The following is a 22,439-nucleotide window of genomic DNA, read 5'->3' as shown; positions in this document are numbered from 1 at the left end:
CGGTGATGCATCAGTTCCTGCCCTATGCCTGGTTCCAGGGCCAGTGCGTTCCCTTTGAGGAGGCCAGGATCTCCATTGCCACCCACGCCCTTCACTACGGCACCGGTGCTTTCGGCGGAATGCGGGCCATTCCCGATCCGCAGAACAGCGACACGATGCTGTTGTTCCGCGCTGATCGGCACGCACGTCGTCTGAGCCAAAGCGCCAGGTTGCTGCTGACAGATCTGAGTGAGGAGACGATTCTCTCGGCACTCACCGCGATGCTGAAGGCGAACAAGCCAGACCAGCCGATCTATCTACGGCCCTTCGTCTACACCAGTGATCTGGGCATCGCCCCGCGTCTGCACAACATCGAGACCGACTTCCTGATCTACGGACTTCCCCTGGGGGATTACTTGTCTCCGGAGGGTGTGAGCTGCAGGATCAGCAGCTGGACCCGCCAGGAGGACCGCTCGCTGCCCCTGCGCGGCAAAATCTCCGGCGCATACATCACCAGTTCCCTGGCCAAAACGGAAGCCGTGCAGAGCGGATTCGACGAGGCTCTGCTGCTCAACAGTCGCGGCAAAATCAGCGAAGCCAGCGGCATGAACCTTTTCCTGGTCCGCGATGGTCAGCTGATCACGCCTGGGGTCGATCAGGACATCCTCGAGGGGATCACCCGCGCCAGCGTGATTGAACTGGCGAAAGCGATGGACATCCCTGTGGTCGAACGTCCGGTGGACAAGACCGAGTTGTTCATCGCTGATGAGGTGTTTCTGTCCGGCACAGCCGCCAAGGTGACGCCGATCCGCCAGATCGAATCCACGGTTCTCAACGCCGAGCGTCCCGTGATGAATGCCCTGAAGACCAAGCTGGTGGCCATCACTGAAGGCCGAGAGCCTGCCTACGAACACTGGGTGACTCGAATTCCGATCGCCTGAAGTTCGTCCTGAGCTTTTCCTAGGATCGGCTTATTCCAAGGAGTGAACGGAATGGTGGTGGCGCAGGCAATCCGGCAACTCACCACCTCTCGCTTCCTGGACCATCTGCACGGTCCCGACAGGCCTGTTCTGGTGTTTGACGGTGCTACCGGCACCAGTCTTCAGGATCTTGGTCTCACGGCGGACGATTTCGGTGGTCCAGACCTGGAGGGTTGCAACGAAAACCTCGCCGTCACCAAGCCTGACGCGGTTAAGGCGGTGCATCGCAAGTTTCTTGAGGTGGGTTGCGATGTCATCGAGACCGACACCTTCGGGGCTGCATCCATCGTGCTGGCGGAGTATGGCCTTGAAGACAAAGCCTTTGAACTGAACAAACGGGCTGCGGAGCTGGCCCGGGAGATGGCCGACGAATTCAGCACTCCAGACAAACCTCGTTTTGTGGCGGGGTCCATGGGACCCACCACCAAGCTGCCCACCCTGGGCCACATCGACTTCGACACGATGCGGGCCTCGTTCCGGGAGCAGGCCGAGGGCCTGATTGCCGGCAACGTCGACCTGTTCATCGTGGAGACGTGTCAGGACGTGCTGCAAATCAAGGCAGCTCTGCAGGGCATTGAAGAGGCATTTGAGTCCACCGGTGAGCGACGCGCGCTGATGGTGTCGGTGACGATGGAGACCACGGGAACGATGCTCGTCGGTACCGACATCGCAGCGGTGGTGTCGATTTTGGAGCCCTTCCCGATTGACATCCTCGGCCTGAACTGCGCCACCGGGCCGGAGCAGATGAAGGAGCACATCCGCTATCTCTCCGAGCATTCCCCCTTCACGGTCAGCTGCATTCCCAATGCCGGTCTTCCGGAAAATATTGGCGGAGTGGCCCATTACCGCCTGACCCCGGTGGAGTTGAAGATGCAGCTGATGCACTTCGTTGAAGATCTCGGGGTGCAGGTGATCGGTGGCTGTTGCGGCACCACTCCCGCCCACATCGGCAGCCTGGCGGAACTCGCTCAGGAGCTGAAGCCGGCGGAACGGCCCTCTCGCTGGGATCGCGTCACGGCCGAAGATGTTCGGCCCAGCCTCAACTATGAACCGGCCGCGTCATCGATCTACGGCGTGACGCCGTATTACCAAGACAACTCCTTCTTGATCATCGGTGAACGGCTCAATGCAAGTGGCAGCCGCAAGGTGCGTGAACTGCTGGCGGAGGAGGACTGGGACGGTCTGGTGTCGGTGGCCCGCGGCCAGGTGAAGGAAAACGCCCATGTGCTCGACGTCAACGTTGACTACGTCGGTCGCGATGGCGAACAAGACATGCACGCGCTGGTGAGTCGTTTGGTCACGAACGTCAACCTGCCCCTGATGCTCGACTCCACCGAGTGGCAGAAGATGGAGGCGGGTCTGAAGGTGGCTGGGGGCAAATGCATCCTCAATTCCACCAATTACGAAGACGGCGACGAACGCTTTTTCAAGGTGCTCGAACTCGCTCGTCGCTATGGCGCCGCCGTGGTCGTCGGCACGATCGATGAAGAGGGGATGGCCAGAACAGCGGAGAAGAAGTTCGCCATCGCCCAGCGGGCCTATCGCGACGCCCTTGAGTTCGGCATTCCGGCCCACGAGATTTTCTACGACCCTCTGGCGCTGCCCATCTCCACCGGCATTGAGGAAGATCGCCTGAATGGGCGTGCCACCGTGGATTCCATCCGGATGATCCGGGAGAACCTCCCCGGCGTTCACGTGGTGCTGGGTGTCAGCAATGTGAGTTTCGGCCTTTCACCAGCGGCACGGATCACCCTCAACTCGGTGTTCCTGCACGACTGCTGTGAAGCCGGCATGGATGCGGCCATTGTCAGCCCCGCCAAGATTCTTCCGCTGATCAAGATCAGCGAAGACCACCAGAACGTCTGTCGAGATCTGATCAACGACAACCGCCGCTTTGAAGACGGCATCTGCGTTTACGACCCGCTCACTGAGCTCACCACGCTGTTCGAGGGCGTCAGCACCAAAGAAGCCCGGGCGTCAGGCCCATCTCTGGCGGATCTCCCAATCGAGGAACGGCTAAAGCAACACATCATTGATGGGGAACGCATCGGCCTTGAGCCCTCACTGGATGAGGCGCTGCAGAGCTACCCCCCTTTGCAGATCATCAACACCTTTCTGCTTGATGGCATGAAGGTGGTGGGTGAGTTGTTCGGCAGTGGCCAGATGCAGCTTCCCTTTGTGCTGCAAAGTGCCGAGACGATGAAATCCGCCGTGGCTCATCTGGAGCCGCACATGGAACAGATCGAAGGCGAGAGCACAAGCAAAGGCAAGTTTCTGATCGCCACAGTGAAGGGCGATGTGCACGACATCGGCAAGAATCTTGTCGACATCATCCTCACCAACAATGGCTATGAGGTGATCAACCTGGGGATCAAGCAGAGCTGCGAAGCCATCGTTGAGGCTCAGCGCGAACAGCAGGCCGATTGCATCGCCATGAGCGGACTGCTGGTGAAGTCCACGGCCTTCATGAAGGACAACCTCCAGGCCTTCAATGATGCGGGAATCGACGTTCCTGTGATCCTTGGCGGCGCGGCGCTGACCCCACGCTTTGTGCAGAAGGATTGTCGCGAGGTTTACGACGGCAAGGTGATCTATGGACGAGATGCCTTCGCTGATCTGCGCTTCATGGATGCGTTGATGGCCGCCAAGCGGAACGACAACTGGACCAACTCCAAGGGATTCCTGGCAGATGCACCTCAGGGCGTCGGCCTGGATGAGGAATCGAAACCCGCTGAGGAGCCTGTCGAGGCTTCCGCTTCCGCAACGGAGGCTCTAGCAGCGGATCTGCCTCTAGTGACCTCAGATCGTTCTGAGGCCGTCCCCGCTGAAGCCGCACCGACGCCGCCTTTCCTGGGCTCCGCCGTTATCACCGAAGCGGATGTCGACATTGCCGAGGTCTTTGACTACCTCGACCGCAATGCCCTGTTCGCCGGGCAGTGGATGCTGCGCAAGACGAAAGAGCAGAGCCGTGACGACTACGAGGCGATGCTGGCTGAGAAGGCGGAGCCTGTGTTGCAGGAATGGATGCAGCGCTGCATCGACGAGTCACTGCTGACTCCACGGGCGGTGTATGGCTACTTCCCCGTTGGACGCGATGGCAACAGCCTCAGGGTGTTCGATGCCGATGGCACCAGGGAACTCGGCAAATTTGATCTGCCTCGTCAACGCTCCGGCAACCGCTACTGCATTGCCGATTTCTTCAACGACCTGGACTCTGAAGGACGCCCCACCGACGTGCTGCCGATGCAGGCCGTGACCATGGGACAGAAGGCGTCTGTCGTGGCGCAGGACTTGTTCAAGGGTGATCGCTACAGCGACTACCTGTATTTCCATGGTCTTGCCGTTCAGATGGCTGAGGCGATGGCGGAGTGGGTGCACGCACGGATGCGTTCAGAACTCGGTTTTGCTGATCCTGACGGCATGGTGCTGCGAGATGTTCTGGCTCAGCGTTATCGCGGCAGCCGCTATTCCTTCGGATACCCTGCCTGCCCCAATGTGGCCGATTCCAGGCAGCAATTGGCGTGGCTCGATGCCGAACGAATCGGCCTCACGATGGACGCCAGCGACCAACTCGAACCGGAGCAGAGCACCACAGCACTGGTGGCTCTCCATTCCCAAGCTCGCTATTTCAGCGCATGAGCCAAAAGGGACGTCCCATAACCTGAGACGCCCTGTTCTGTTCACCATGGCCATTGCCGGACCTGATGGTGTTGACGCCGCCATCAAGGCGGGTGTTGATCTCGACGGAAGTCCAATTCCCGAAGGGATGCTCGCTCTTTACAACCAGGTGATGGATCTGGAGAGTCAGCGCGCTCGCAGTGGAGTTCTGAAGTCGATGCGCAACCGGGTCGTCAAAACCGGTGCCAAGCACTTCGACCAAGCGACGCTCAATCAGAGACTGGAGGATGCCGGATGGGAAGGGCTTAAGGACAAGGAGATCGCTTTCTTCTACGGATGAAGCCGCGTTGATGGAGAAGCTCTGCCGGACTCAGTCCTGGCAGAGCTTCTCCATCGTTTCGATCACCTCTTGTTGAAACGAATCCAGGGCGCTGGATTCGCTCAAATCAAGGCCTTCTCCAGCTGCATTCTGGGCCAGATCCTGGAAATGAAAGGCTCCCTCTCCATTGGCCAGGAACTCGATCGCTGAGCTTTCGCCGCTCTCGCGAAACGCATCGCAGAGCGCCACAAACGCAGCGTCTTCAGTGAACTCCCAATCCATCGAGTGGACATGACTGAATGACCTTTAACCCGCTCACCCAGGGGTTCGTCAACCGTCTGAAGTCAAAATGTGCCAGTCCTTGGTCAGACTCCCCCTCTCTCTAGCGGTCATATGTCCAGCAATAGCCCCGAATTTCCTCCAGCCAGCAACGTTCTTGGGGAACCGCTGCAGAGTTGCAGTTGCGAGCCGATGACGGGTTGGTATCGCAATGGTCTGTGCCAAACCGATCCGACCGATCACGGCCAGCACAGCATCTGCTGCGTGATGACCGAACAGTTCCTCAGTTACAGCAAGGCCCAGGGCAATGACTTGATGACGCCAGTGCCAGCGTTTCAATTCCCAGGGTTGAAACCTGGGGATCACTGGTGTGTCTGTGCACCGCGATGGAAACAGGCCTACGAAGACGGCGTGGCTCCGTTGGTCCGGTTGGAGGCCACAGAAGACACGGCACTGGACGTGGTCAGTCTCGAACAGCTGAAGCAGCACGCTCACCAGTCGATCGACTGACCATCCCAGGCGAGAAAGGCTCCAGACTGGGCTGGGGTCTGTTCCAGCAAGACCTTGACCAATTGGCGCGCAGCCCGTTCGGGAGAGAAGAGTTTCTCCGGTGCCACAAAGCTCTGGAATGGTCGAGACAAGGCTGTGTCCGTTGTACCCGGGTGCAACAGGCTCACCGTGGCCATGGGCCAGCGGCGGGCCCATTCAATGCTCAGGGAGCGTAGAAGCTGATTCTGAGCCGCCTTGGCAGCCCTATAGCCATACCAGCCACCACTACGGTTGTCGCCAATGCTGCCCACCCTGGCGCTCAGACTGGCGAAATGGAACGGTTGATCGCGGTCCAACAGTGGTTCGATCGCTTTGGCTAGGAGAATTGGAGCAATGGCGTTGATTCCGAATTGCTGTTGCAACTGGGAGCGGTTGACCTGTTGAAGACGTTTTTCAGGTTGAAGCGCAGGTCCATGCAGACGCCCGGTGCAGTTGAACACCAAACGCAGTGGCATCGCCTGATCACGCAGGCTTGCTGCCAGTCCATCCAGATCCCTGTCGTTCTCGATGTCCAAACGCAGGGAACAGTCCGGCGCACCGTGACGTCCAGCCGTCAAAACCGTGAGGTCTGGGCAGGACCGCGCCAGTTCCGCTGCGACCGCTGAACCAATGCCACCGGGGCCGACCACCACGGCCAGCCCAATCCAATCGCCCGAGCAGGCTTCGACCATGTGATCTTGCTGCGGTGGAGAGACCGTCTAACGGAAATCAGCCATCATCGGCTGCAAGCTCTGTTGAGCAATCCGGTGCAGCATCGCAGTCGTTTCTGGCCCCCTGCAGCCCTCGGAGCCCTGCTCATGGCTGTCTTGATGGGCTGGCTTGCACGTCCTTTTCCTCAGCAGACGCACGAGAAGCCTCTCAGTCTGCTTGAGCTTCTCGAACATGATTCCTCCACTGGTCGAGCAGCACCATCAGCGACGGCAATATCGCAAGGTTCTGCGCCTGTCGTGCCCAAGGTTCCATCGGGTGCTGATGAAGCCGTTCCTCTGGACATCCGTGTCGGTTTGATTAGCCAGAGCCCGGTGACCGCCTTCTGGCCTGGCCGCAACGTCCTGTGCCGCAACCAGGAGGGTTCCGTGATTCCTGCCCAGCAGCTGGGGAAGACGATCGCTGGATCAAGCCAACGGGAAATTCACTGTTCCGGCGGACCCGTTCAGATCAACCAACAACGCTATTTGGGGGATATTTCGCTTCTTAAAGACCAACGTGATTGGATCGCCGTGATTTCCCTGGATCTGGAAACCTATGTGGCCTCTGTGGTCGGTGCCGAAATGCCCAGCGAGTGGCACCAGGAGGCCTTGAAGGCGCAGGCTGTAGCTGCACGTTCCTATGCCCTGGCGCACCTTGCAAGACCGGCATCGACGGCTTATCACCTGGGCGACACAACCCGTTGGCAAGTGTTTTCCGGTGAGACAAGCACCACCCATGCGAGTCGATCAGCAACCTGGCAGACCCGAGGGATCGTGCTCAGTTACGACGGTGGCATTGTGGAGAGCCTGTATGCGTCAACAGCGCAAGTCAGTGCTGAAGCCCACGGTCATCTCGGCGCCAGCATGAGTCAAACCGGCGCCCAGCACCTGGCCCTTCAGGGACGTCCCTTCAATGCAATTCTCGGCAGGTATTACGCAGGGGCCTCACTGGCACGGTTGAAACGGCATGACCAGTGAACTGCTCCGAAAAGCAAGAGATGTTGCTGCTGCGGCGAAAGTCTCAGGAGCTCTGGTTCCGCTCAAGACCTCATTAACCACTTTGATTGGAGAGGCTGGCACCAACTTTGAGTTGCGCCACCTCCTTAGCGCTACCCCTAAGCATTTGCGTGCCGCAGGCCCCAAGCCGAATCCATTCCTCCCCTGGGATCAACGCCTTGAGGTGGAACGGATCAACGATTCACATGTGGTGATCCTCAACAAATATCCAGTTCAGGCGTCCCACATGTTGCTGATCACTCAGGACTGGCAACCCCAAACCGGTTGGTTGTCCGTTGACGATTGGCATGCACTTGGCCGCATCGATGCAACAACCACCGGATTGTGGTTCTTCAACAGCGGACCTGATGCTGGAGCCAGTCAGCCACACCGCCATCTTCAATTGCTACCCCGAGCTGCAGGGGAACCGATCTGTGCACGGCAGAGCTGGTTCGAGAGCCATGCAGCAGGCACAACCAGCCTGGTGGATGATCCATTGCTGCGGAGTTGTCGCGTTGTACCGCTCACCTCGGCTCTCAAGGGTGAAATGCTCTATCGCATGTATCTCACCCTTGCTGCTGACCTCGGGCTGGGAGACCCCTCAAACGATCACCGTCCAAGGGGGGCTTACAACCTTCTGTTGTCACGCCGTTGGATGGCGATGGTTAGGCGCAGAACGGAAGGCATTCGTGGTTTCAGTGTGAATGCACTCGGTTTCGCTGGTTCCCTGCTGAGCACCGAAGCCTCTGATCGGGAATGGATTCATCGGTCAGGGCCAGAGGCATTGCTTCACGCTGTTGTTGAAGCCAACTGTTAAGGGTGAGACGAGACTCAGACCTTTGCCTTTGATTTCTCCAACTGGCCGATGATGAAATCCCGGTATTCAGAGGCCAGATCTTGAAATCCCTGTTCGATCAAACCGGCAATCACATCCACTGCATCGTCTTCGCACTCCGGGATCAGCATCACACCACGCTTGCGGCCCAGGATCATTTCTTGAATGATTGCTTGCATTTTTCTGGGCTTACCTGAGGGATCCTCGAGTACTTCGTTGGTAGGGATGAAGCGTGCACGATGTTGATCGTCGGAATTGATCTGTGCAATAAAGCAATATTGAGTTCTGTTGATATCCACCAATCCCCTGAACTCAGAAAGCTCTTCCGTGGCATCAACACAGCAAAAGTTATTGCTCTGGGACGGGCATTCACCATCAAAGCCACGAATTCTGGTGATCGTTGCAGTGGCATCAAACGATTCTTGAGCCAGACGGGTCACCAACGATTCACAGAAGGCTCGCTTGTCCAAAGCAAAGGGGAGGCAATTGTCATTAGAGCCGCTTTCAAGCCCCAGCTTTGTAGCGACCGTCACCGGTTTTCGACAGTCCTCGGCACTTCCGTGTTGGCACGGATGCCATGGCATGACCTCCTCTGCCAACGCTGGAGATGACATCGACAAACTTCATTTGAACAAGCAATGCCTCCAGCGTCGGAACCGTCAGGTGCAGGACAATCTGCATCTTGTTGGTCCCATTGCACGTCACTACGCCCGCCAAACAGGTCTTGAACAGGATGATCTGCTCCAAGTGGGTTGTCTCGGACTGATCAAGGCTTCAAGCCGATTCCAACTCAAGCGAGGAGCGACATTCCCGAGCTATGCCAAACCGCATATTCGTGGAGCCATCCTTCACTTTCTGCGAGACAGAGTCGGACTGATTCGCCTCCCCAGAGCTGTTGAGGAAAGGGCGATGCGGGTGATTCGGACCTCGGAAGGCGTTCTGAATGCTTCCGATGCGCTGGTGGTGCACCAATACAGGAACAAGCACCAATGGGTGCCGTTCAACGACGACCTGATCGACGAAACGCCTGAGGGAATCGACCTTGTCGAACGTTCAGACGACTGGGGCCGAGTGAGAACCACATTCCGGAGGATTGGATCAGATGACCAACAGGCTCTTCAGATGGTCGTGATCGATGGCATGAGTCTCAGGAAGACAGGGCAACAGCTTGGGGTTTCGGCCATGACTGTTCAACGACGCGTCAAACGCGGCCTGAACAGCCTCGCCAACGAATTGAATGGGGGTCAAGCAGGTGTCTGAGCGTCGCGATCCATCTGTTCCTGAAGCGTTTTGATGGCGGCATTCAGAGCGGAGAGCTGGCGTTCAGCACCATCCCGCCAGAAACGCAACATCGACAATTTCCGCTCCTGATGCTGACGCCGCAGGGTTGCATGATCTGTGTTGGTGCTGCAGCAGAAGGGAGGGAGCATGTCAGCGATTGCAATCTGACTGATCCTGACGGATTTTCAGACGTGATGCGACTCCTCAATTGCTTGGCTCTGGCAGAAGGTGGAACTACCGTGTGGATTCTCAACTTCTGCACTGTGGTGTCGACGTCCACGCGAACACCACGACGACTTACCGCATGAGTCTCAGGCGAGTCCCGGTTCTGGTCTTGATCTGCGTCTCATGCGTGGGCCTTGAGTTTGGATTGGAGCGCCGTGCTGAGGCTTACGTCGCCTTGATGGCGGGTCAGCGTGCACGCCCTCTGAATGGGACGTTTAACAACGTTCCGGTTCTGCATTCCAATCAACCGGAGATCGTCACCGGCCCTGGGATTCTCGTGAATACAGCGCCGGGTTCAGCCATCGCTGCCGAATCCAATCAGCCGCTGCGCAATGCCGCTTACACCTTCAACGGTGAATTTGGCGTTCACATGCATCACAAGTACTACCCCAAGGATCAGTCAAAGCTTGGGGGACGTCGATCCAGAGGGTTGATGACCCTTGCACTCATCGCAACCAATCCTGGATCAAAGCCAATCACGCTGGAATTCGACCGTGGATCGGTCAAAAATAGTTTTGAGGCGCCTTACCACCCGAATCGCTTGATGGGGGTGAAGCCCCTCGGCAAGCGTCCGTGGAACACAGGACCGGGAGATGCCACCGCTGTTCAACTGCTCCGCGGTGAGTTGGACCGCAAGCTGCCAGAACGCCTCGAAATACCAGCAGGTGGGCAGAGGGTCGTGGTCCGAACCGTTCTGCCTGCACGTGGCATTGCAAATGGGCTTTTGAGAGGACGCAGCAATGGTCCTTTCACGATGGCTGTTGTTGCTTCTGAGCAATCAGCGCAGGATTCCGATCTCTTCGCGGTGCTCCGTTCAGGGCGTTTGGCACCGGGACGCATCTATCTCAATCGAATTCGTGAGATCCAGCTGGGTCGTGTCTTCTCTCGTGTGGCAGGGGTGGCTCTCGGTGATGCCTATAAAGCCGAAATCAACCACGACCTAAGCCAGGGTTCCCTGCACGTCCCACTGACGAGTACAAAACGGCATCACTTCGGCACCCGCGATATCCAGGTCAACCCATTGACAACACGGATGGTGGATTCCGCACTGAACAACGTCGGCACCTACGGGGTGCGTTACGACGTGACGCTCAATCTCTCCGGCGTGGGAGCCCATCAACTTGTGCTCAGTCACCCGGTTGTTTCCGGTAAGAAAACGTTTACGGCTTTTCGTGGATCACTGCAGATTGTTCAAGATCAGACGCTTCAGGAAGTTCACGTCGGCATGCGGTCTGGCGAAAGCCTCGCCCTCTCGGAGCTCAACCTTGCTCCTGGCACAACCAAGGCAGTCAAGGTGAGTCTGGTTTACCCCGCTGATGCCACACCTGGTCACCTGCTCAGTGTTGTTCCTGTGCAGCAATTGGCCCTGCTCCACCGCCGCCAGAAATTACAGCGTGACGCTCAGGTGAAAGTGGCTGAAACAAAAGCGCGCAAGGTGGGTCCCAAAACCGCACCACCAAAGCCCCAGGTTGCGCCAGTCGTCGTGACACCAGCACCCGTGCAACAGAAGCAAAAGCCGACCCCTGTACCAGTGATGCCTGCTGTGGTTCCTGCGACGAGTCCGCGCTACACCGAGGTGATCCGATCGCAGCAGCAGTGGTTGCTGCAGCTGCAGGGTCGATAACCTTCCCGGAGCAGGACTGAACTTTTGAGCGGCGAGGACTCAAAACGTCAACGGATCTCTGTCGAAATGTCAGAGCCCATGGTCGAGCTGATTGACCAGCTCAAGGGTGAATACGGAGCACGATCCCGTGGCCGTGTGCTGGAACTGCTGTTGCAGGATCTGCTTGATCCAGGCGACTCATCCACCGAGCCTGTTGAAGCAGAGGATCAGCACGATTCAGCACCAGCAGCATCAACCACCAGCACCGACGACGTCACAAGTCTCGTTCTGATCCGTCCTGGGAGCCTTCAGCAAAATGCGGAAGAGCGGCCTTCGCCTGATTCAGGTGTTCTTCCCTCCAACGGTTCTTCGGGCATTGATCTGCCAGGTTTTGTAAGCCGGCGAACCAGTCAACTCAAAGCAACACTCCGGTCTCCGCAACAACGGGATGCCGGTCAGAGCGATCCTTTGGTCTCCACTGTGGATCCTTCTGATTTAAGGGATGCGAGCAGCGCGGCTGAAGATCACTGGAGATCACTGTATGGACAACCACCGGGTCCGACGGTGATTGAAGCCGCCATGACCTGGCTCGCCCGGGACGTTTGGTCCAGTACCGATGCCAGTGATGGTCGTCCATTCACATGGTCGGCGGCCAACGCGGCTGTTGAGACGCTCTGTACCAGCTGGGAATCCCGTGCCCCTTCCCTTGGCAGGGTGATGGTGGTGGCAGGTGCGTTGGAGGACCCATTTGCCACCTCGTCCCTGGCAGAACGCATGCCGACGTTGATCCGCCGGTTCGTCAATCGTTTTCGTCGCAGTCGTCAGGTCACGTCCTTTGAAACGCTCGAATCAACCATGACGGTGCATGGAGCGCTCAAGCTGCTGGGGCTGTCGACGCAAGCAGGCACATCGGTGACCCTGAGTTCCATCCGGGATTCCTACAAGCAACGGGCCTTGGAGGAACATCCCGATGCCGGTGGCTCTACCGATGCGATGCGCCGACTCAATGAGGCCTATCGACTGCTGCGCGAGCTGTATCGCAACCGTTAACGCATTTGTCTCGCTAGGGACTCAAGTCGAGACTTATGGCGAGTCGCATTTGAGATGGCTAATTCATGTTTTGTGTTCCGCTCCGTGGCTTCGCACAATCAACCACGCACTGAGAGCCAACATCGCCACAGATCCGCACAACGCCAGTAGATCAGTGGCGCTTTCCACTTCGAAACCGATCGTCTTCTTGAATGCCGCGACAATGAGGCCAACAACAATCACGTTGGAGAGGTTGTTTTTCAGGCTTTGCAGGCTGTTCACGGAAAGAATATTGGTGTGCTGCTCTGGTTCCCCCTCATGACGGGGATCAAGATCTGAAATCACCAGTTCGTAAATGCCATAACCAAAGATCAGCAGGGCGATGCCGATCACGAAATAATCAACGCCACCCACCATTTGAGCGATCGTCTTGGCCGCAAAGCCCTTCGTGCTGAAAGGCATGCGCCAGATCACGAGGAAAGCGTTCAGCACTTCAATCGCTCCAATCATGAAGCACCCCACGCTGCCGAGGAGACTCAGCACCACGGGAACAATGCTGATCAAACGGAATTTCCAAATGAATCGCTCAAACCGCCTTTCAATCCAACGGGCGACCATGGCCAATCCAATACGAAACCCATCGCTAGCACAGAACGCTTTAAATGCTTATAAATCGCAATTCCGACTTACGTTGAGACCCGGCATGAGTCGCACTTGCGACAACTGCTAATTATCAAGATTCAAAAAAGCAATTTTTTAGCTGTTCTTGCCTAACAAGATGGTGCCATTCTCCTCATGAGCTCAAAAATCAATTTGTCTCTCCCTGGGCGTGTGTCCACGGCCAGTCCAGAACGACCGCACTTCACTTCAACCCCAGTTGCTTCAATGAGTGTGGGCTTTGCGTACCTGCTGTAGACACAGGTACGCAATTTCTTTTCGGATGTTTTGACGCAGCAGGGCGCGATTCCGGCTCAATCCCTTCAGTATCATCCGGGATTATTTTTAAGACTCAAAAAGCATCTCAGGTTGGCACCATGAGACAAAAATTATGTCTTATTAGTTGCCTCTGCGACACAATTTGGGTCCCAATGCATGTCTCGAATAAGAAAGCGTGACAATAAAAAACCGGGCTCAAAGGCCCGGTTCTTGAACTGATATTGATCCTTGAATCAGGTCGAAGTTTGCATGCCTTGAATCAGGTAGTCGAAATAGGGGGATGTGAGCTTCACCTGCTGCTCTGACAAAAGGGCAAGGGAGGCATCCTTCATGCACTTCATGGCTTCGACCATTCCTGGCATCGGAACACCCAGGCTGTTGTACATCTCGCGAGCACCCACCAGGCCGATCTCCTGGATCATCTCGGTGCTGCCTGCAAGAACGCCGTAGGTGATCAAGCGCAGGTACCAGCTGTAGTCACGCAGGCACTGGGCGCGTTGACGTTGACCGTAGGCATTGCCTCCGGGGGCGACGTACTCCGGCTTGCGACCGAAGAGCTGTTTGGCGGATTCGTCGACGATCTTTTTTTCGTTCTCGGTCAGAACCTTGACCACAGACACGCGTATGGCGCCTTGGTCAAGGAAATCCACCATGGTGCGGAGTTCGCCACTGGTGGGATACCGCAGATCGTCATCGGCCTGGAGGATGAGATCCCGGACAACGCTCATGGAACTGGTCAGGCTTCGTGGAGTTTAGTGGTCTCGACCCGTTCACCCGACCCAACTCCGCCCGGGTGTTACGCCATTGCAATGGCAGGGAACCTTGAGCATGACCAACGCCGACAGTTCGAACAGCAGTGAACCGCGGCCGGGGCTCACCATTGAGGTGGAGTCTGTTGACCTTGACCGTGACGGAAAGGGACTGGCCCGTTGGAACAATTGGGTGATTGTCGTGCCTGATCTCCTGCCGGGGGAGCGTGCCACGGTGCAGCTGCAGCAACGCCAACGATCCCGCTGGTTGAGCCGACGCGTGGAGCTGATCTCGGTTTCCGAGGATCGGCGCCGTCCTCCCTGCATCCTCGCTGACGACTGTGGTGGCTGCACCCTGCAACGTCTGGATGATCCAGCCCAGACACGGTGGAAAGTGCAGCAGATCCAGCAGACCATGCAGCGGATCGGAGGAATCAACCTTGCAGCAGCTGCTCCCCTTGTTGATGCCGACCGCTGCTTCGGCTACCGCAACCGTGCCCTGATTCCTCTCAAGCGGGACCAGAACGGACGCTTAAAAGCCGGCTACTTCCGACCGAAGTCCCACAAGATTGTCAATCTGAACCACTGCCCGGTGCTCGATCCACGCCTGGATGCGTTGGTGGAACCACTCAAGCAAGACCTGGATGCAGGGGGGTGGCCGGCCGACCATGACCTGCTCGAAGCCCAGGGCCTGCGCCACCTCGGGCTACGTCTTGCTAGCGCCAGTGGAGAGGTGTTGATCACCCTGATCAGCAGCCATGGCCAACTCCCTGGACTCCAGGACCTTGCCCAGACCTGGGTTCAGCGATGGCCTGAGGTGAAGGGTGTCTGCCTCAACCTTCAACCCAAGGCCAACAACCTGGTTCTCGGTCGAAGCACCCATTGCCTCGCCGGCTCGCCGACCATCGACGAACAGTTCTGCGGCATCAAGCTTTCCCTGAGCAGCACCACCTTTGTTCAGGTCAATACACCGCAGGCGGAACGGATTGTTCAGCGGCTGATCGACTGGCTTTCACTTCAGTCCGCCGGCGGACATGTGGTCGACGCCTACTGCGGTGTCGGAACCATTGCCCTTCCTCTGGCCAAGGCTGGTTTCCATGTTCAGGGGTTGGAATTGAATTCCGATTCTGTGGAGCAGGCCCGGCTGAATGCCATGCACAACGGCCTGTCCTCCCGCTGTGAATTTCATGCAGGTGATGTAGCGGATTTACTCGCCTCTCAGCTGGAGGACTGCCAAGCCCTTGTTCTCGATCCACCCCGACGGGGACTCGATCGTCGCGTGGTGGACAGCATTCTTGAGCAACCACCCGAAGTGCTGGCTTACCTCAGTTGTGACCCCGCCACCCAAGCGCGGGATCTCAAGGATTTGCTGGGACCATCAGGCCCCTACGCGCTGGAGATTCTTCAGCCCGTTGACTTCTTCCCCCAGACAACTCACCTGGAGTCGTTGGCGCTGATGAAGCGAATCAGCTCCTGAGCTCCGCTTGAAACTGCTTGGTTAAAGCAGCCCGCACCTTGTCGTGGACCGGCTGGATTTTCTCGTCGGTGAGGGTTTCGTTCTTACCGCGGTAACGCAGACGGAAGGCTTGGCTGACCTTCTGATCACCGAGTTGCTCTCCTTCAAATCGGTCCACCAGCTCCACCTGCTCCAGCAGGGGCTTGCCCGCTTTTCGGATGGCTTGGATCAAATCCGCCGCCGCACTGGAACGGTCAACCACGACGGCCAGATCCCGCTCACTGAAGGGCACCGTTGGATACGGTTTGAAGGACGGGGTCCAACGGTTGCTACGGGTTGCGGCATCCAAGAGACGCGTCAGATCCAGCTCAAACAGATATGTGGCTTCGGGGAGATCCAGCCCCTCCGCCAGAGCAGGGTGCAGCTGACCGAAACAGCCCAGTGGACGTCCCTCAAGCACCAGGGTGGCTGCCCGGCCGGGATGCAGTCGTGGATCGTCAGACAGGCGTCGGTCGGACAGTTCCAGTTGCAGGGTTTCCATCACCCTGGTCAGAACACCACGGGCCTGGAAGTAGTCAGGTGCCTGCGTCTTACCACTGGTTTTCCAGATGGAGAGGCGCCGATCTCCGCAAATCACGCCACCGAGTACAGCGGTCTGGCTAACTGCTTCAGGGGATCCGCTGTAGGTGTTGCCGATTTCAAAGAGGGAACAGCCCCGCTGGGATGCTTTGAGGTTGCGCACGCAGATCTGCAGATGTTCCTCCCAGAGGTTGGTTCGCAGATGACTCGTGTCCGCCAGCAGAGGGTTGCTGATGGCGATGCGCTGTTCCTGCTCTGAACCCGGAACGAGCGACAGGGTGGTCACCTCCTGCAGTCCCGTTGCACAGAACAGCTGCCGCAACCGACGTTCAGCCTGCTGGCGCGGGGTGAGTGCCCCGGGTTCAAGGGGATCAGGAAGATGCGCTCCGAAACGATCGAAGCCGACCAGGCGGGCCACTTCTTCAATCAGATCGACTTCTCGCTGCAGGTCTTGCCGTCTTGACGGGGGCGCAATGACCTGCCAACCCTCGTCATGGGGTATGAGCTGGCAGCCCAGGGCAGACAAACAGGTCTCAATGCTGTGGTCATCAAGATCTTCTGCGCCGTCCGGCCCGTCGAGAGGCCCAAGCAGTTGATGCAGTGCAGTGCGCCGCAACATCACTGGTGCGGGATCTGCGGGACCGTCCCCCCCCACCCAGCGGCTCGTCTCGGTGCAGGCGAACTCCTGGTTCAACAACGCTGAGGCCCGAGCCGAACAGGCCAGGGTCATCTCCACTGGCAAGCCCTTTTCGAAACGGCTGCTGGCATCCGTGCGCAACCCCAGGGCACGAGCAGACTGACGAACCCGTGGTGGAGCAAACAGGGCTGATTCCAGCCAGATGTTGCGTGTTTGCGCGTTGACCCCACTTTCCAGACTCCCCATCACACCGGCGACGGCCACAGGTCGGTCATGACAGGTGACGACCTGAACACGGCTGTCGAGGCTTCTTTCCTGATCATCCAGGCCGATAAAGGTTTCACCCTCCCGAGCGGCGCGTACCCCAAAACTGTTGGCATCCACCGGTTGGCCGGTTAGTTGTTCCAGCGCATCGGCGTCAAAGGCGTGGAGGGGCTGCCCCTGCTCCAGCATCACCAGATTGGTGATGTCGACCACGGCATTCACGCTGTTCACACCACCGCGCTCAAGACGTTGCTGCAACCAGGTCGGTGAGGGCTTGGAGCCATCCACACCCTCGATCCTGGTGATCGAGTAAAAGCAGCCGTCCAGTTCTGCGTTCAATGGGGTGGTTCTGGGATCCAGATCAAGTTCCGGCAGGCTCAGCTCTCCACCGGTCAGGGCCGCCACCTCTCGTGCAATCCCGACCATGGACAGGCCGTCGGGGCGATTGGCAGTGATCGCCAGCTCCAGAACGGTGTCGTCGAGTCCCAGCAAGGGCGCCACAGGGGACCCGGTTGGTGGCAGCGATTCCTGAAGCTCATCAAGGATGGCGATGCCGTCGGATTGCTCAGTGAGGCCCAGTTCCTTCAGGGAGCAGATCATTCCGTTGCTGGCAACTCCACGGAGTTCACCGGCCTTGATCGTCAACCCAACCGCGGGCAGTGTCGCTCCGACCATGGCGACGGGAACATGAATTCCGGCACGAACATTGCTGGCACCACAAACAATCTGTAGCGGCACCTCTGCACCCACATCCACGGTGCAGACGCTGAGCTTGTCTGCATTGGGGTGTTTGTCCCGTTCGAGCACGTGTCCGACAACCACGCCCTGGGCGCGCGCGCTGAGGTCATCAACGTCGTCCACCTCAAAGCCCGCCATGGAGAGACGCTCCGAGAGATCGTCCACGGATTCATTCACCTGGACCAGCTGCTTCAGCCAGGAGATGGATACCCGCATCGGATCTAAGCCAGACAGCGCGCGATCTTAGGAAGTCCCCCTTGGAGAGCTGCTCAGGGCCTGTCGGGTCAGGGGGTAAGCTCGATGTTCGTCAATTCGCTTCGCACCTGCGGCGCAACGTCCTTTATGGCCAAGAACAAGGGCGTCCGGATCGTGATCACTCTCGAGTGCACCGAATGCCGGTCCAATCCCGCCAAGCGTTCCCCCGGCGTGTCTCGCTACACGACGGAAAAGAACCGCCGGAACACCACCGAACGGCTGGAGATCAAAAAGTTCTGTCCCCACTGCAACAAGGCCACGCTCCACAAGGAGATCAAGTGACCTTGCAGGTCTGTCTTTCCTCCATCCGTTCCTGAGTCATGTCCAGCTCCTTCTTCAAGAAGCGTCTCTCGCCGATCAAGCCCGGTGATCCCATCGATTACAAGGATGTGGATCTTCTCAAGAAGTTCATCACCGAGCGCGGCAAGATCCTTCCCCGTCGCCTCACCGGTTTGACCGCCAAGCAGCAGCGCGATCTCACCAACGCCGTCAAGCGTGCCCGCATCGTTGCCCTTCTGCCGTTCGTGAACCCCGAAGGTTGATCCTCGGGCGTTGAACAACTCCATCCAACCCGGAGACACCGTCGCGGTTGTTCTCAAGGGTTCTCCTCTTTTCGGCCGTCTTCTGTCCATTAAGGGCAGCAAGACGGTTGTTTCTTTTGGTGGTCAACGTCGTGACCAGGGCTTGCCTCTGCGCGAGCTGATTGCCATTGATCCCGAGCATCTGTTCGATGGCAGTGAACTGCCTACTCCTGAGCAGGTGCAGGACAGCGCACCATCAGCAAGGGCCGTCGTGGAGGCTTGGCAGCTGCTGGAAACGGATCAACCGGGGGGCATGGCTCGCCTGAGCCTGTGTGAGTTGGGGGAGTTGGTTTTGACCCCGTTCAACCTTGCTGGTCTGGCAGCGCTGTGGGCCTGGCTGCATGGCAGCCAACAGTTGTTCCGCTGGCGTCGAGACCGCTTGATCCAACCGCTGACCCTCGAGGAGCGTGCCAGCCAGCGGCGCCAGCGCCGTTCTGAGCGCCAAGCGCAAAGGAAGGAACAACGGCAGCTCGCGTTGCTGCGGGCGCAGCGTGCCCTCAGCGACGATGAACGCCTCGAACTGGGCCAGCTTTGGAATGAGCGCTTCAGCCACTGGATTCAGTTGCTGAAAGACAATCCCGCGGCGTTGGGCTCCGATCTGGATCTCCAGCAGTGGTCGGCACCGTTATCGATCGGATCGGATGCCGCCGATCTGCGGCAGTGGTTAAGCGTGCGTGGGTTGCTCGATCCCGATGAGCCCATTGGCTTGAGAGGCAGCGTCTGGTCTCGCAGTTTTCCCATTGATCTGGTGGAGGAAGCGAATCGCCTTGTTGCTCTGTCGAATGAACAGCAGCCTGGGGATGAGCAACGCATCGACCTCACTCACCTGGCGACCTACAGCCTGGACGATGCAGGAACCCGAGAAATTGATGACGCTCTCTCCCTGGAGCGTCGTGACGGCGTCGATTGGATCTGGATTCACATCGCTGATCCCAGTCGGCTGATCGGTATTAACTCCCCCCTCGATCAGGAAGCCAGACGTCGGGCCACCAGTTTGTATTTGGCGGAGGGTGTGATGCCCATGCTTCCTCTTGAGCTGGCAGCAGGTCCCCTCAGCCTGCGGGCCGGGCAGCGTTGTGCAGCCCTGAGTGTGGCCGTCCGCCTTGATGACGATGGTGCTGTGGCGGAACAACGGATTGCGCGCAGCTGGATCCGACCCCGCTACGGCCTCACCTACACCGATGGTGATGAGCTGATCGAATTGGCTCCACCAGGCGATGAGGCTCTCTCGGATCTGTCTCGACTGTTGCTGCAGCGCATGCGCTGGCGTCGCTCCAACGGGGCCGTGATGTTTGACCGACCCGAAGGACGCTTCCGCCGCAGTGACGGGGCGTTGACGCTGCAGGTGATTGATCCATCACCCTCTCGGTTGATGGTGAGTGAAGCGATGCTGCTGATGGGGGCAGTTGTGGCCAGCTTTGGGCAAGAGCACAACCTCCCGCTTCCATACCGCAGCCAACCTGCAGCGGAGTTGCCCAGCAGCGATGAACTTGACCGCATCCCAGAGGGACCAGCGCGCGATGCGGCGATCAAGCGGTGCTTGAGCCGTGGCATACAGGGCACACGACCCATGCCCCATTTCAGCCTCGGACTGGCCGCCTATGTGCAGGCGACATCACCGATACGTCGTTATGCGGATCTCGTGGCTCACCGTCAGATCCTTGCCCAGCTTTCGGCTGTTCCACCCATGAGCGAGGAGCGTCTGGGGGAACTGATCGACGATCTCGATGATCCATTGCGCCAATCGATTCAGATCAGTCGCGAAGATCAACGACACTGGCAACAGGTGTGGTTTGCGGAACGTCAGAGCACCGTCTGGTCGGCCGAATTCCTGCGCTGGTTGCGCCCCCAGGACCGCTTGGCCTTGGTTCATGTCAGCGACCTGGCGATGGATCTTGTCGGTTGTGTCGCTGCAACAGACCCTGCGCCAGGCGACACCCTGGACCTCAGGGTTGGTCGCGCTGATCCCGTGCGCGGTGAGTTGCAGCTTCAGATGGGGTGATCGTGCACCCCAGTGATCCGGATCCAAGGTCCCCAGGGATTTTTGATGCCACGGAAGTTCAGCCGTTGGCCTGAATGATCAGAAGCAGCCAGCCAGTGATGAACCGCCGGTTCCAGGGTGATTAGAGACCAGATCTCCTCTGCCGTCTGCAACTGGTACCCCTCCTCAGCATTGCCCCTGACCACACCGCTCAGATCGATTTCATGACGCTGATTCGGTGCTTGATTCAACCCTGGCTGTTTCAGATTGGAGCTTGAGGCACCTGCAAGATGGCCCCTCGCATTCAGTTGATCCGGCTGAACTAGGCCCCGCGTTTGGGCCTCGGCCCAGTGCGGATGCCAGTGGGGCCAGTCCCAGATCGGGAGCACTGCTGCAGGGGCTTGGGGCTCGTGGATCAGTGCTGACTGGATGGCATCAACCGCCAGATCACCAACGGCACAGCCCTGACGAACAGCCATGGCCGCGGCAAGACCCGCCACCTGGCCCAGATTGAGGATCAAGGGCTGTAACCGCGTTGCCCCATTGGCCATGTGGCTGACGCTGAAGCCTTTCTCCGCCATGACGAGGTTCGTCAGGGAATCCGAGATCAGTGCATCAAATGGGATGCAAAAAGGTGTACCGCTCCAACGCCCGCCCCAACGCACACTCTTCGGAGCAAGCGGCCAGTCCTCACCGGGGTAGTGATGGTCATTGGCGTAGGTCCCCACAGCGATGCTGGTGCAGCGTCCCTGGGCATCGATCGGGAGCGGTCCCCGCAAGGCGCCCGTCGAGATCGGCAGCAGGTCGCGTTCCGTGACCGTTGTACGACCAATCAGCCGCCGACTTTCACGCCAATACGGCATCAAAGCCAGGCTGGGGTCTTCTCCCGGAAAGGCGTTGCCAGGAGCAATCCAACCGTCGCTGCATTCCGACAGCGCAGCCAGAAAATCCTTGCTGTGCCTTTGCATGTCCAGGGCCAACTCAGCACGAGCCTGGCCATCAACGCTGAGGGCTCGATCGAGGCCGTGATGCCAGTCATTGCCCCCCAGGGGCCAGTTCAACATCACGAGTCCCCCTGGCAGTCGGCCGTAGGTCACAGTTTTTTCGAGGCCGAAGTTGGCGATGCTCCGATCAAATGGAATCCGCGGGATCGCATCGGCACGCTGCGGAGCGAGTTCCCCATGCAATTGCCCCATCACCACCCAAGTGGGTGACTGAATGGGTTGGTTTTGAAAGAACGCTTCGCTCTCGAGCCGGGACTGTTCAGGAGCGCTGGGTTCATCCCATGTTTCCTTCGCTTCCCAACCCCAGCGAAAGGGGGCTGAAGTGTGGGAGAGCAGATCACCCAGGTCACTTCCATCAATAAAAACGTTCGCGGCATAGCTCTCCACCCCATCAGTGCTGCGGATCTGTAGGGAATGGATGTGCCCTTGGCAGCATTCCACCTCCTCCAGCATGGAGCCAGGACGCCACTCCAGTTTCGGCTCAGCAGCCACCCAGCGTTGCAGGATCCGTTCGGCTGTTTGCGGCCTGTATCCAAAACAACTCACCCAGTTGTGGTCGAGGCCCGTCGGTTCCTCCAGCTCCAGCTGTCGGAGAAAAGCACCCCAGAGTCCGGTCTGCCAGCAACTCAATTCATGACCATCCGGAGCACAGACTCCAGCCGAACTCACCATGCCCCCCAGCCAGGGGCCTGGAGTGAGCAGCGTCGTGTCAGCCCCTGATCTTGCGCTCTGCAGCGCAGCTGCGACACCACCACAGCCGCCACCCCAAACCACCACGTCGCGTTGCGTCATCGAAGGGGTTTTGAGGCGTGGATCGCTATAGGCATGATCGTTAGAGTCTGACGTCGCTGCGGTGCAGCGGAGTTCGAATTTTTCT

The 22,439-nt window shown here is 58.4% G+C and carries 21 protein-coding genes; 13 read left to right on the top strand and 8 right to left on the bottom strand.

What is annotated here, in order from left to right:
- The first annotated feature begins 5 nt into the window (after positions 1 to 5).
- From SynPROSU1_RS07100 to SynPROSU1_RS07090, 3 genes are read left to right on the top strand one after another with little or no spacing between them, the layout of a single operon-like run.
- The gene (locus SynPROSU1_RS07100) at positions 6 to 920 is read left to right on the top strand and encodes a branched-chain amino acid transaminase (RefSeq protein ID WP_186569901.1); all 915 of its coding nucleotides are present in this window, start codon (positions 6 to 8) and stop codon (positions 918 to 920) included.
- Between the two features lie 51 nt (positions 921 to 971).
- Positions 972 to 4,598: a methionine synthase gene (gene metH / locus SynPROSU1_RS07095; RefSeq protein ID WP_186569900.1), complete on the top strand. Its 3,627-nt coding sequence runs from the start codon at positions 972 to 974 to the stop codon at positions 4,596 to 4,598.
- Positions 4,599 to 4,644: 46 nt separating this feature from the next.
- Complete coding sequence (locus SynPROSU1_RS07090; protein ID WP_186569899.1) at positions 4,645 to 4,917, top strand: DUF4090 family protein; 273 nt, start codon at positions 4,645 to 4,647, stop codon at positions 4,915 to 4,917.
- A gap of 30 nt (positions 4,918 to 4,947) precedes the next feature.
- Here the strand turns inward: SynPROSU1_RS07090 and SynPROSU1_RS07085 are convergent, their stop codons facing one another.
- A complete protein-coding gene (locus tag SynPROSU1_RS07085; protein ID WP_186569898.1) occupies positions 4,948 to 5,178 on the bottom strand; it encodes a hypothetical protein in 231 nt (76 codons plus the stop codon).
- A gap of 111 nt (positions 5,179 to 5,289) precedes the next feature.
- On the opposite strand from SynPROSU1_RS07085, the gene SynPROSU1_RS07080 reads away from it, so the two are divergent.
- The gene (locus SynPROSU1_RS07080) at positions 5,290 to 5,685 is read left to right on the top strand and encodes a DUF2237 family protein (RefSeq protein WP_186569897.1); all 396 of its coding nucleotides are present in this window, start codon (positions 5,290 to 5,292) and stop codon (positions 5,683 to 5,685) included.
- Here SynPROSU1_RS07080 and SynPROSU1_RS07075 read toward each other — a convergent pair.
- Positions 5,667 to 6,395 (bottom strand): SDR family oxidoreductase, encoded by a 729-nt coding sequence (locus SynPROSU1_RS07075; protein WP_186569896.1) that lies wholly within the window; start codon positions 6,393 to 6,395, stop codon positions 5,667 to 5,669. The genes SynPROSU1_RS07080 and SynPROSU1_RS07075 overlap by 19 nt on opposite strands.
- A 276-nt stretch (positions 6,396 to 6,671) precedes the next feature.
- On the opposite strand from SynPROSU1_RS07075, the gene SynPROSU1_RS07070 reads away from it, so the two are divergent.
- Together SynPROSU1_RS07070 and SynPROSU1_RS07065 are read left to right on the top strand one after the other, a co-directional pair.
- Positions 6,672 to 7,391, top strand: coding sequence for a SpoIID/LytB domain-containing protein (locus SynPROSU1_RS07070; RefSeq protein WP_255444554.1), 720 nt, complete (start codon positions 6,672 to 6,674; stop codon positions 7,389 to 7,391).
- A complete protein-coding gene (locus SynPROSU1_RS07065; protein WP_186569895.1) occupies positions 7,381 to 8,226 on the top strand; it encodes a DUF4922 domain-containing protein in 846 nt (281 codons plus the stop codon). The genes SynPROSU1_RS07070 and SynPROSU1_RS07065 overlap by 11 nt, the downstream gene beginning before the upstream one ends.
- Before the next feature lie 14 nt (positions 8,227 to 8,240).
- On the opposite strand, the gene SynPROSU1_RS07060 is transcribed toward SynPROSU1_RS07065, so the two are convergent.
- Positions 8,241 to 8,777, bottom strand: coding sequence for a hypothetical protein (locus SynPROSU1_RS07060; RefSeq protein ID WP_186569894.1), 537 nt, complete (start codon positions 8,775 to 8,777; stop codon positions 8,241 to 8,243).
- Positions 8,778 to 8,826: 49 nt separating this feature from the next.
- Between SynPROSU1_RS07060 and SynPROSU1_RS07055 the strand changes: the two genes are divergently transcribed.
- On the top strand, positions 8,827 to 9,504 hold the full coding sequence (locus SynPROSU1_RS07055) for a sigma-70 family RNA polymerase sigma factor (protein WP_186569893.1): 678 nt from the start codon (positions 8,827 to 8,829) through the stop codon (positions 9,502 to 9,504).
- On the opposite strand, the gene SynPROSU1_RS07050 is transcribed toward SynPROSU1_RS07055, so the two are convergent.
- The gene (locus SynPROSU1_RS07050) at positions 9,489 to 9,674 is read right to left on the bottom strand and encodes a hypothetical protein (RefSeq protein ID WP_186569892.1); all 186 of its coding nucleotides are present in this window, start codon (positions 9,672 to 9,674) and stop codon (positions 9,489 to 9,491) included. The genes SynPROSU1_RS07055 and SynPROSU1_RS07050 overlap by 16 nt on opposite strands.
- 155 nt (positions 9,675 to 9,829) lie before the next feature.
- On the opposite strand from SynPROSU1_RS07050, the gene SynPROSU1_RS07045 reads away from it, so the two are divergent.
- Both SynPROSU1_RS07045 and SynPROSU1_RS07040 read left to right on the top strand, forming a co-directional pair.
- On the top strand, positions 9,830 to 11,374 hold the full coding sequence (locus SynPROSU1_RS07045; RefSeq protein ID WP_186569891.1) for a DUF3370 domain-containing protein: 1,545 nt from the start codon (positions 9,830 to 9,832) through the stop codon (positions 11,372 to 11,374).
- A gap of 78 nt (positions 11,375 to 11,452) precedes the next feature.
- Positions 11,453 to 12,403 (top strand): molecular chaperone DnaJ, encoded by a 951-nt coding sequence (locus SynPROSU1_RS07040; protein ID WP_186569890.1) that lies wholly within the window; start codon positions 11,453 to 11,455, stop codon positions 12,401 to 12,403.
- A gap of 63 nt (positions 12,404 to 12,466) precedes the next feature.
- Here the strand turns inward: SynPROSU1_RS07040 and SynPROSU1_RS07035 are convergent, their stop codons facing one another.
- The gene (locus SynPROSU1_RS07035; RefSeq protein ID WP_186569889.1) at positions 12,467 to 13,000 is read right to left on the bottom strand and encodes a YqhA family protein; all 534 of its coding nucleotides are present in this window, start codon (positions 12,998 to 13,000) and stop codon (positions 12,467 to 12,469) included.
- Between the two features lie 551 nt (positions 13,001 to 13,551).
- Positions 13,552 to 14,046, bottom strand: a complete 495-nt coding sequence (gene apcD / locus SynPROSU1_RS07030) for an allophycocyanin subunit alpha-B (RefSeq protein WP_186569888.1) — start codon at positions 14,044 to 14,046, stop codon at positions 13,552 to 13,554.
- 100 nt (positions 14,047 to 14,146) lie between these two features.
- Between apcD and rlmD the strand changes: the two genes are divergently transcribed.
- Entirely contained in the window at positions 14,147 to 15,544 is a 1,398-nt protein-coding gene (gene rlmD / locus SynPROSU1_RS07025) for a 23S rRNA (uracil(1939)-C(5))-methyltransferase RlmD (RefSeq protein ID WP_186569887.1), read from the top strand.
- Here rlmD and pheT read toward each other — a convergent pair.
- The gene (gene pheT / locus SynPROSU1_RS07020; protein WP_186572148.1) at positions 15,534 to 17,957 is read right to left on the bottom strand and encodes a phenylalanine--tRNA ligase subunit beta; all 2,424 of its coding nucleotides are present in this window, start codon (positions 17,955 to 17,957) and stop codon (positions 15,534 to 15,536) included. The genes rlmD and pheT overlap by 11 nt on opposite strands.
- 126 nt (positions 17,958 to 18,083) lie before the next feature.
- Between pheT and rpmG the strand changes: the two genes are divergently transcribed.
- The 3 genes from rpmG to SynPROSU1_RS07005 are packed head-to-tail and all read left to right on the top strand — an operon-like array spanning position 18,084 to position 20,579.
- The gene (rpmG, locus tag SynPROSU1_RS07015; RefSeq protein ID WP_186572289.1) at positions 18,084 to 18,278 is read left to right on the top strand and encodes a 50S ribosomal protein L33; all 195 of its coding nucleotides are present in this window, start codon (positions 18,084 to 18,086) and stop codon (positions 18,276 to 18,278) included.
- A gap of 38 nt (positions 18,279 to 18,316) precedes the next feature.
- Positions 18,317 to 18,538 (top strand): 30S ribosomal protein S18, encoded by a 222-nt coding sequence (rpsR, locus tag SynPROSU1_RS07010; protein WP_006041316.1) that lies wholly within the window; start codon positions 18,317 to 18,319, stop codon positions 18,536 to 18,538.
- Between the two features lie 10 nt (positions 18,539 to 18,548).
- The gene (locus SynPROSU1_RS07005) at positions 18,549 to 20,579 is read left to right on the top strand and encodes a ribonuclease catalytic domain-containing protein (protein WP_186572147.1); all 2,031 of its coding nucleotides are present in this window, start codon (positions 18,549 to 18,551) and stop codon (positions 20,577 to 20,579) included.
- Here the strand turns inward: SynPROSU1_RS07005 and SynPROSU1_RS07000 are convergent.
- The gene (locus SynPROSU1_RS07000) at positions 20,567 to 22,354 is read right to left on the bottom strand and encodes an FAD-dependent oxidoreductase (protein WP_186572146.1); all 1,788 of its coding nucleotides are present in this window, start codon (positions 22,352 to 22,354) and stop codon (positions 20,567 to 20,569) included. The genes SynPROSU1_RS07005 and SynPROSU1_RS07000 overlap by 13 nt on opposite strands.
- Positions 22,355 to 22,439 lie beyond the last annotated feature (85 nt).

This window comes from Synechococcus sp. PROS-U-1, assembly GCF_014279755.1.
In the GTDB taxonomy this organism is placed as follows: domain Bacteria; phylum Cyanobacteriota; class Cyanobacteriia; order PCC-6307; family Cyanobiaceae; genus Parasynechococcus.
This window is presented reverse-complemented; position numbering and strand designations above follow the sequence as displayed.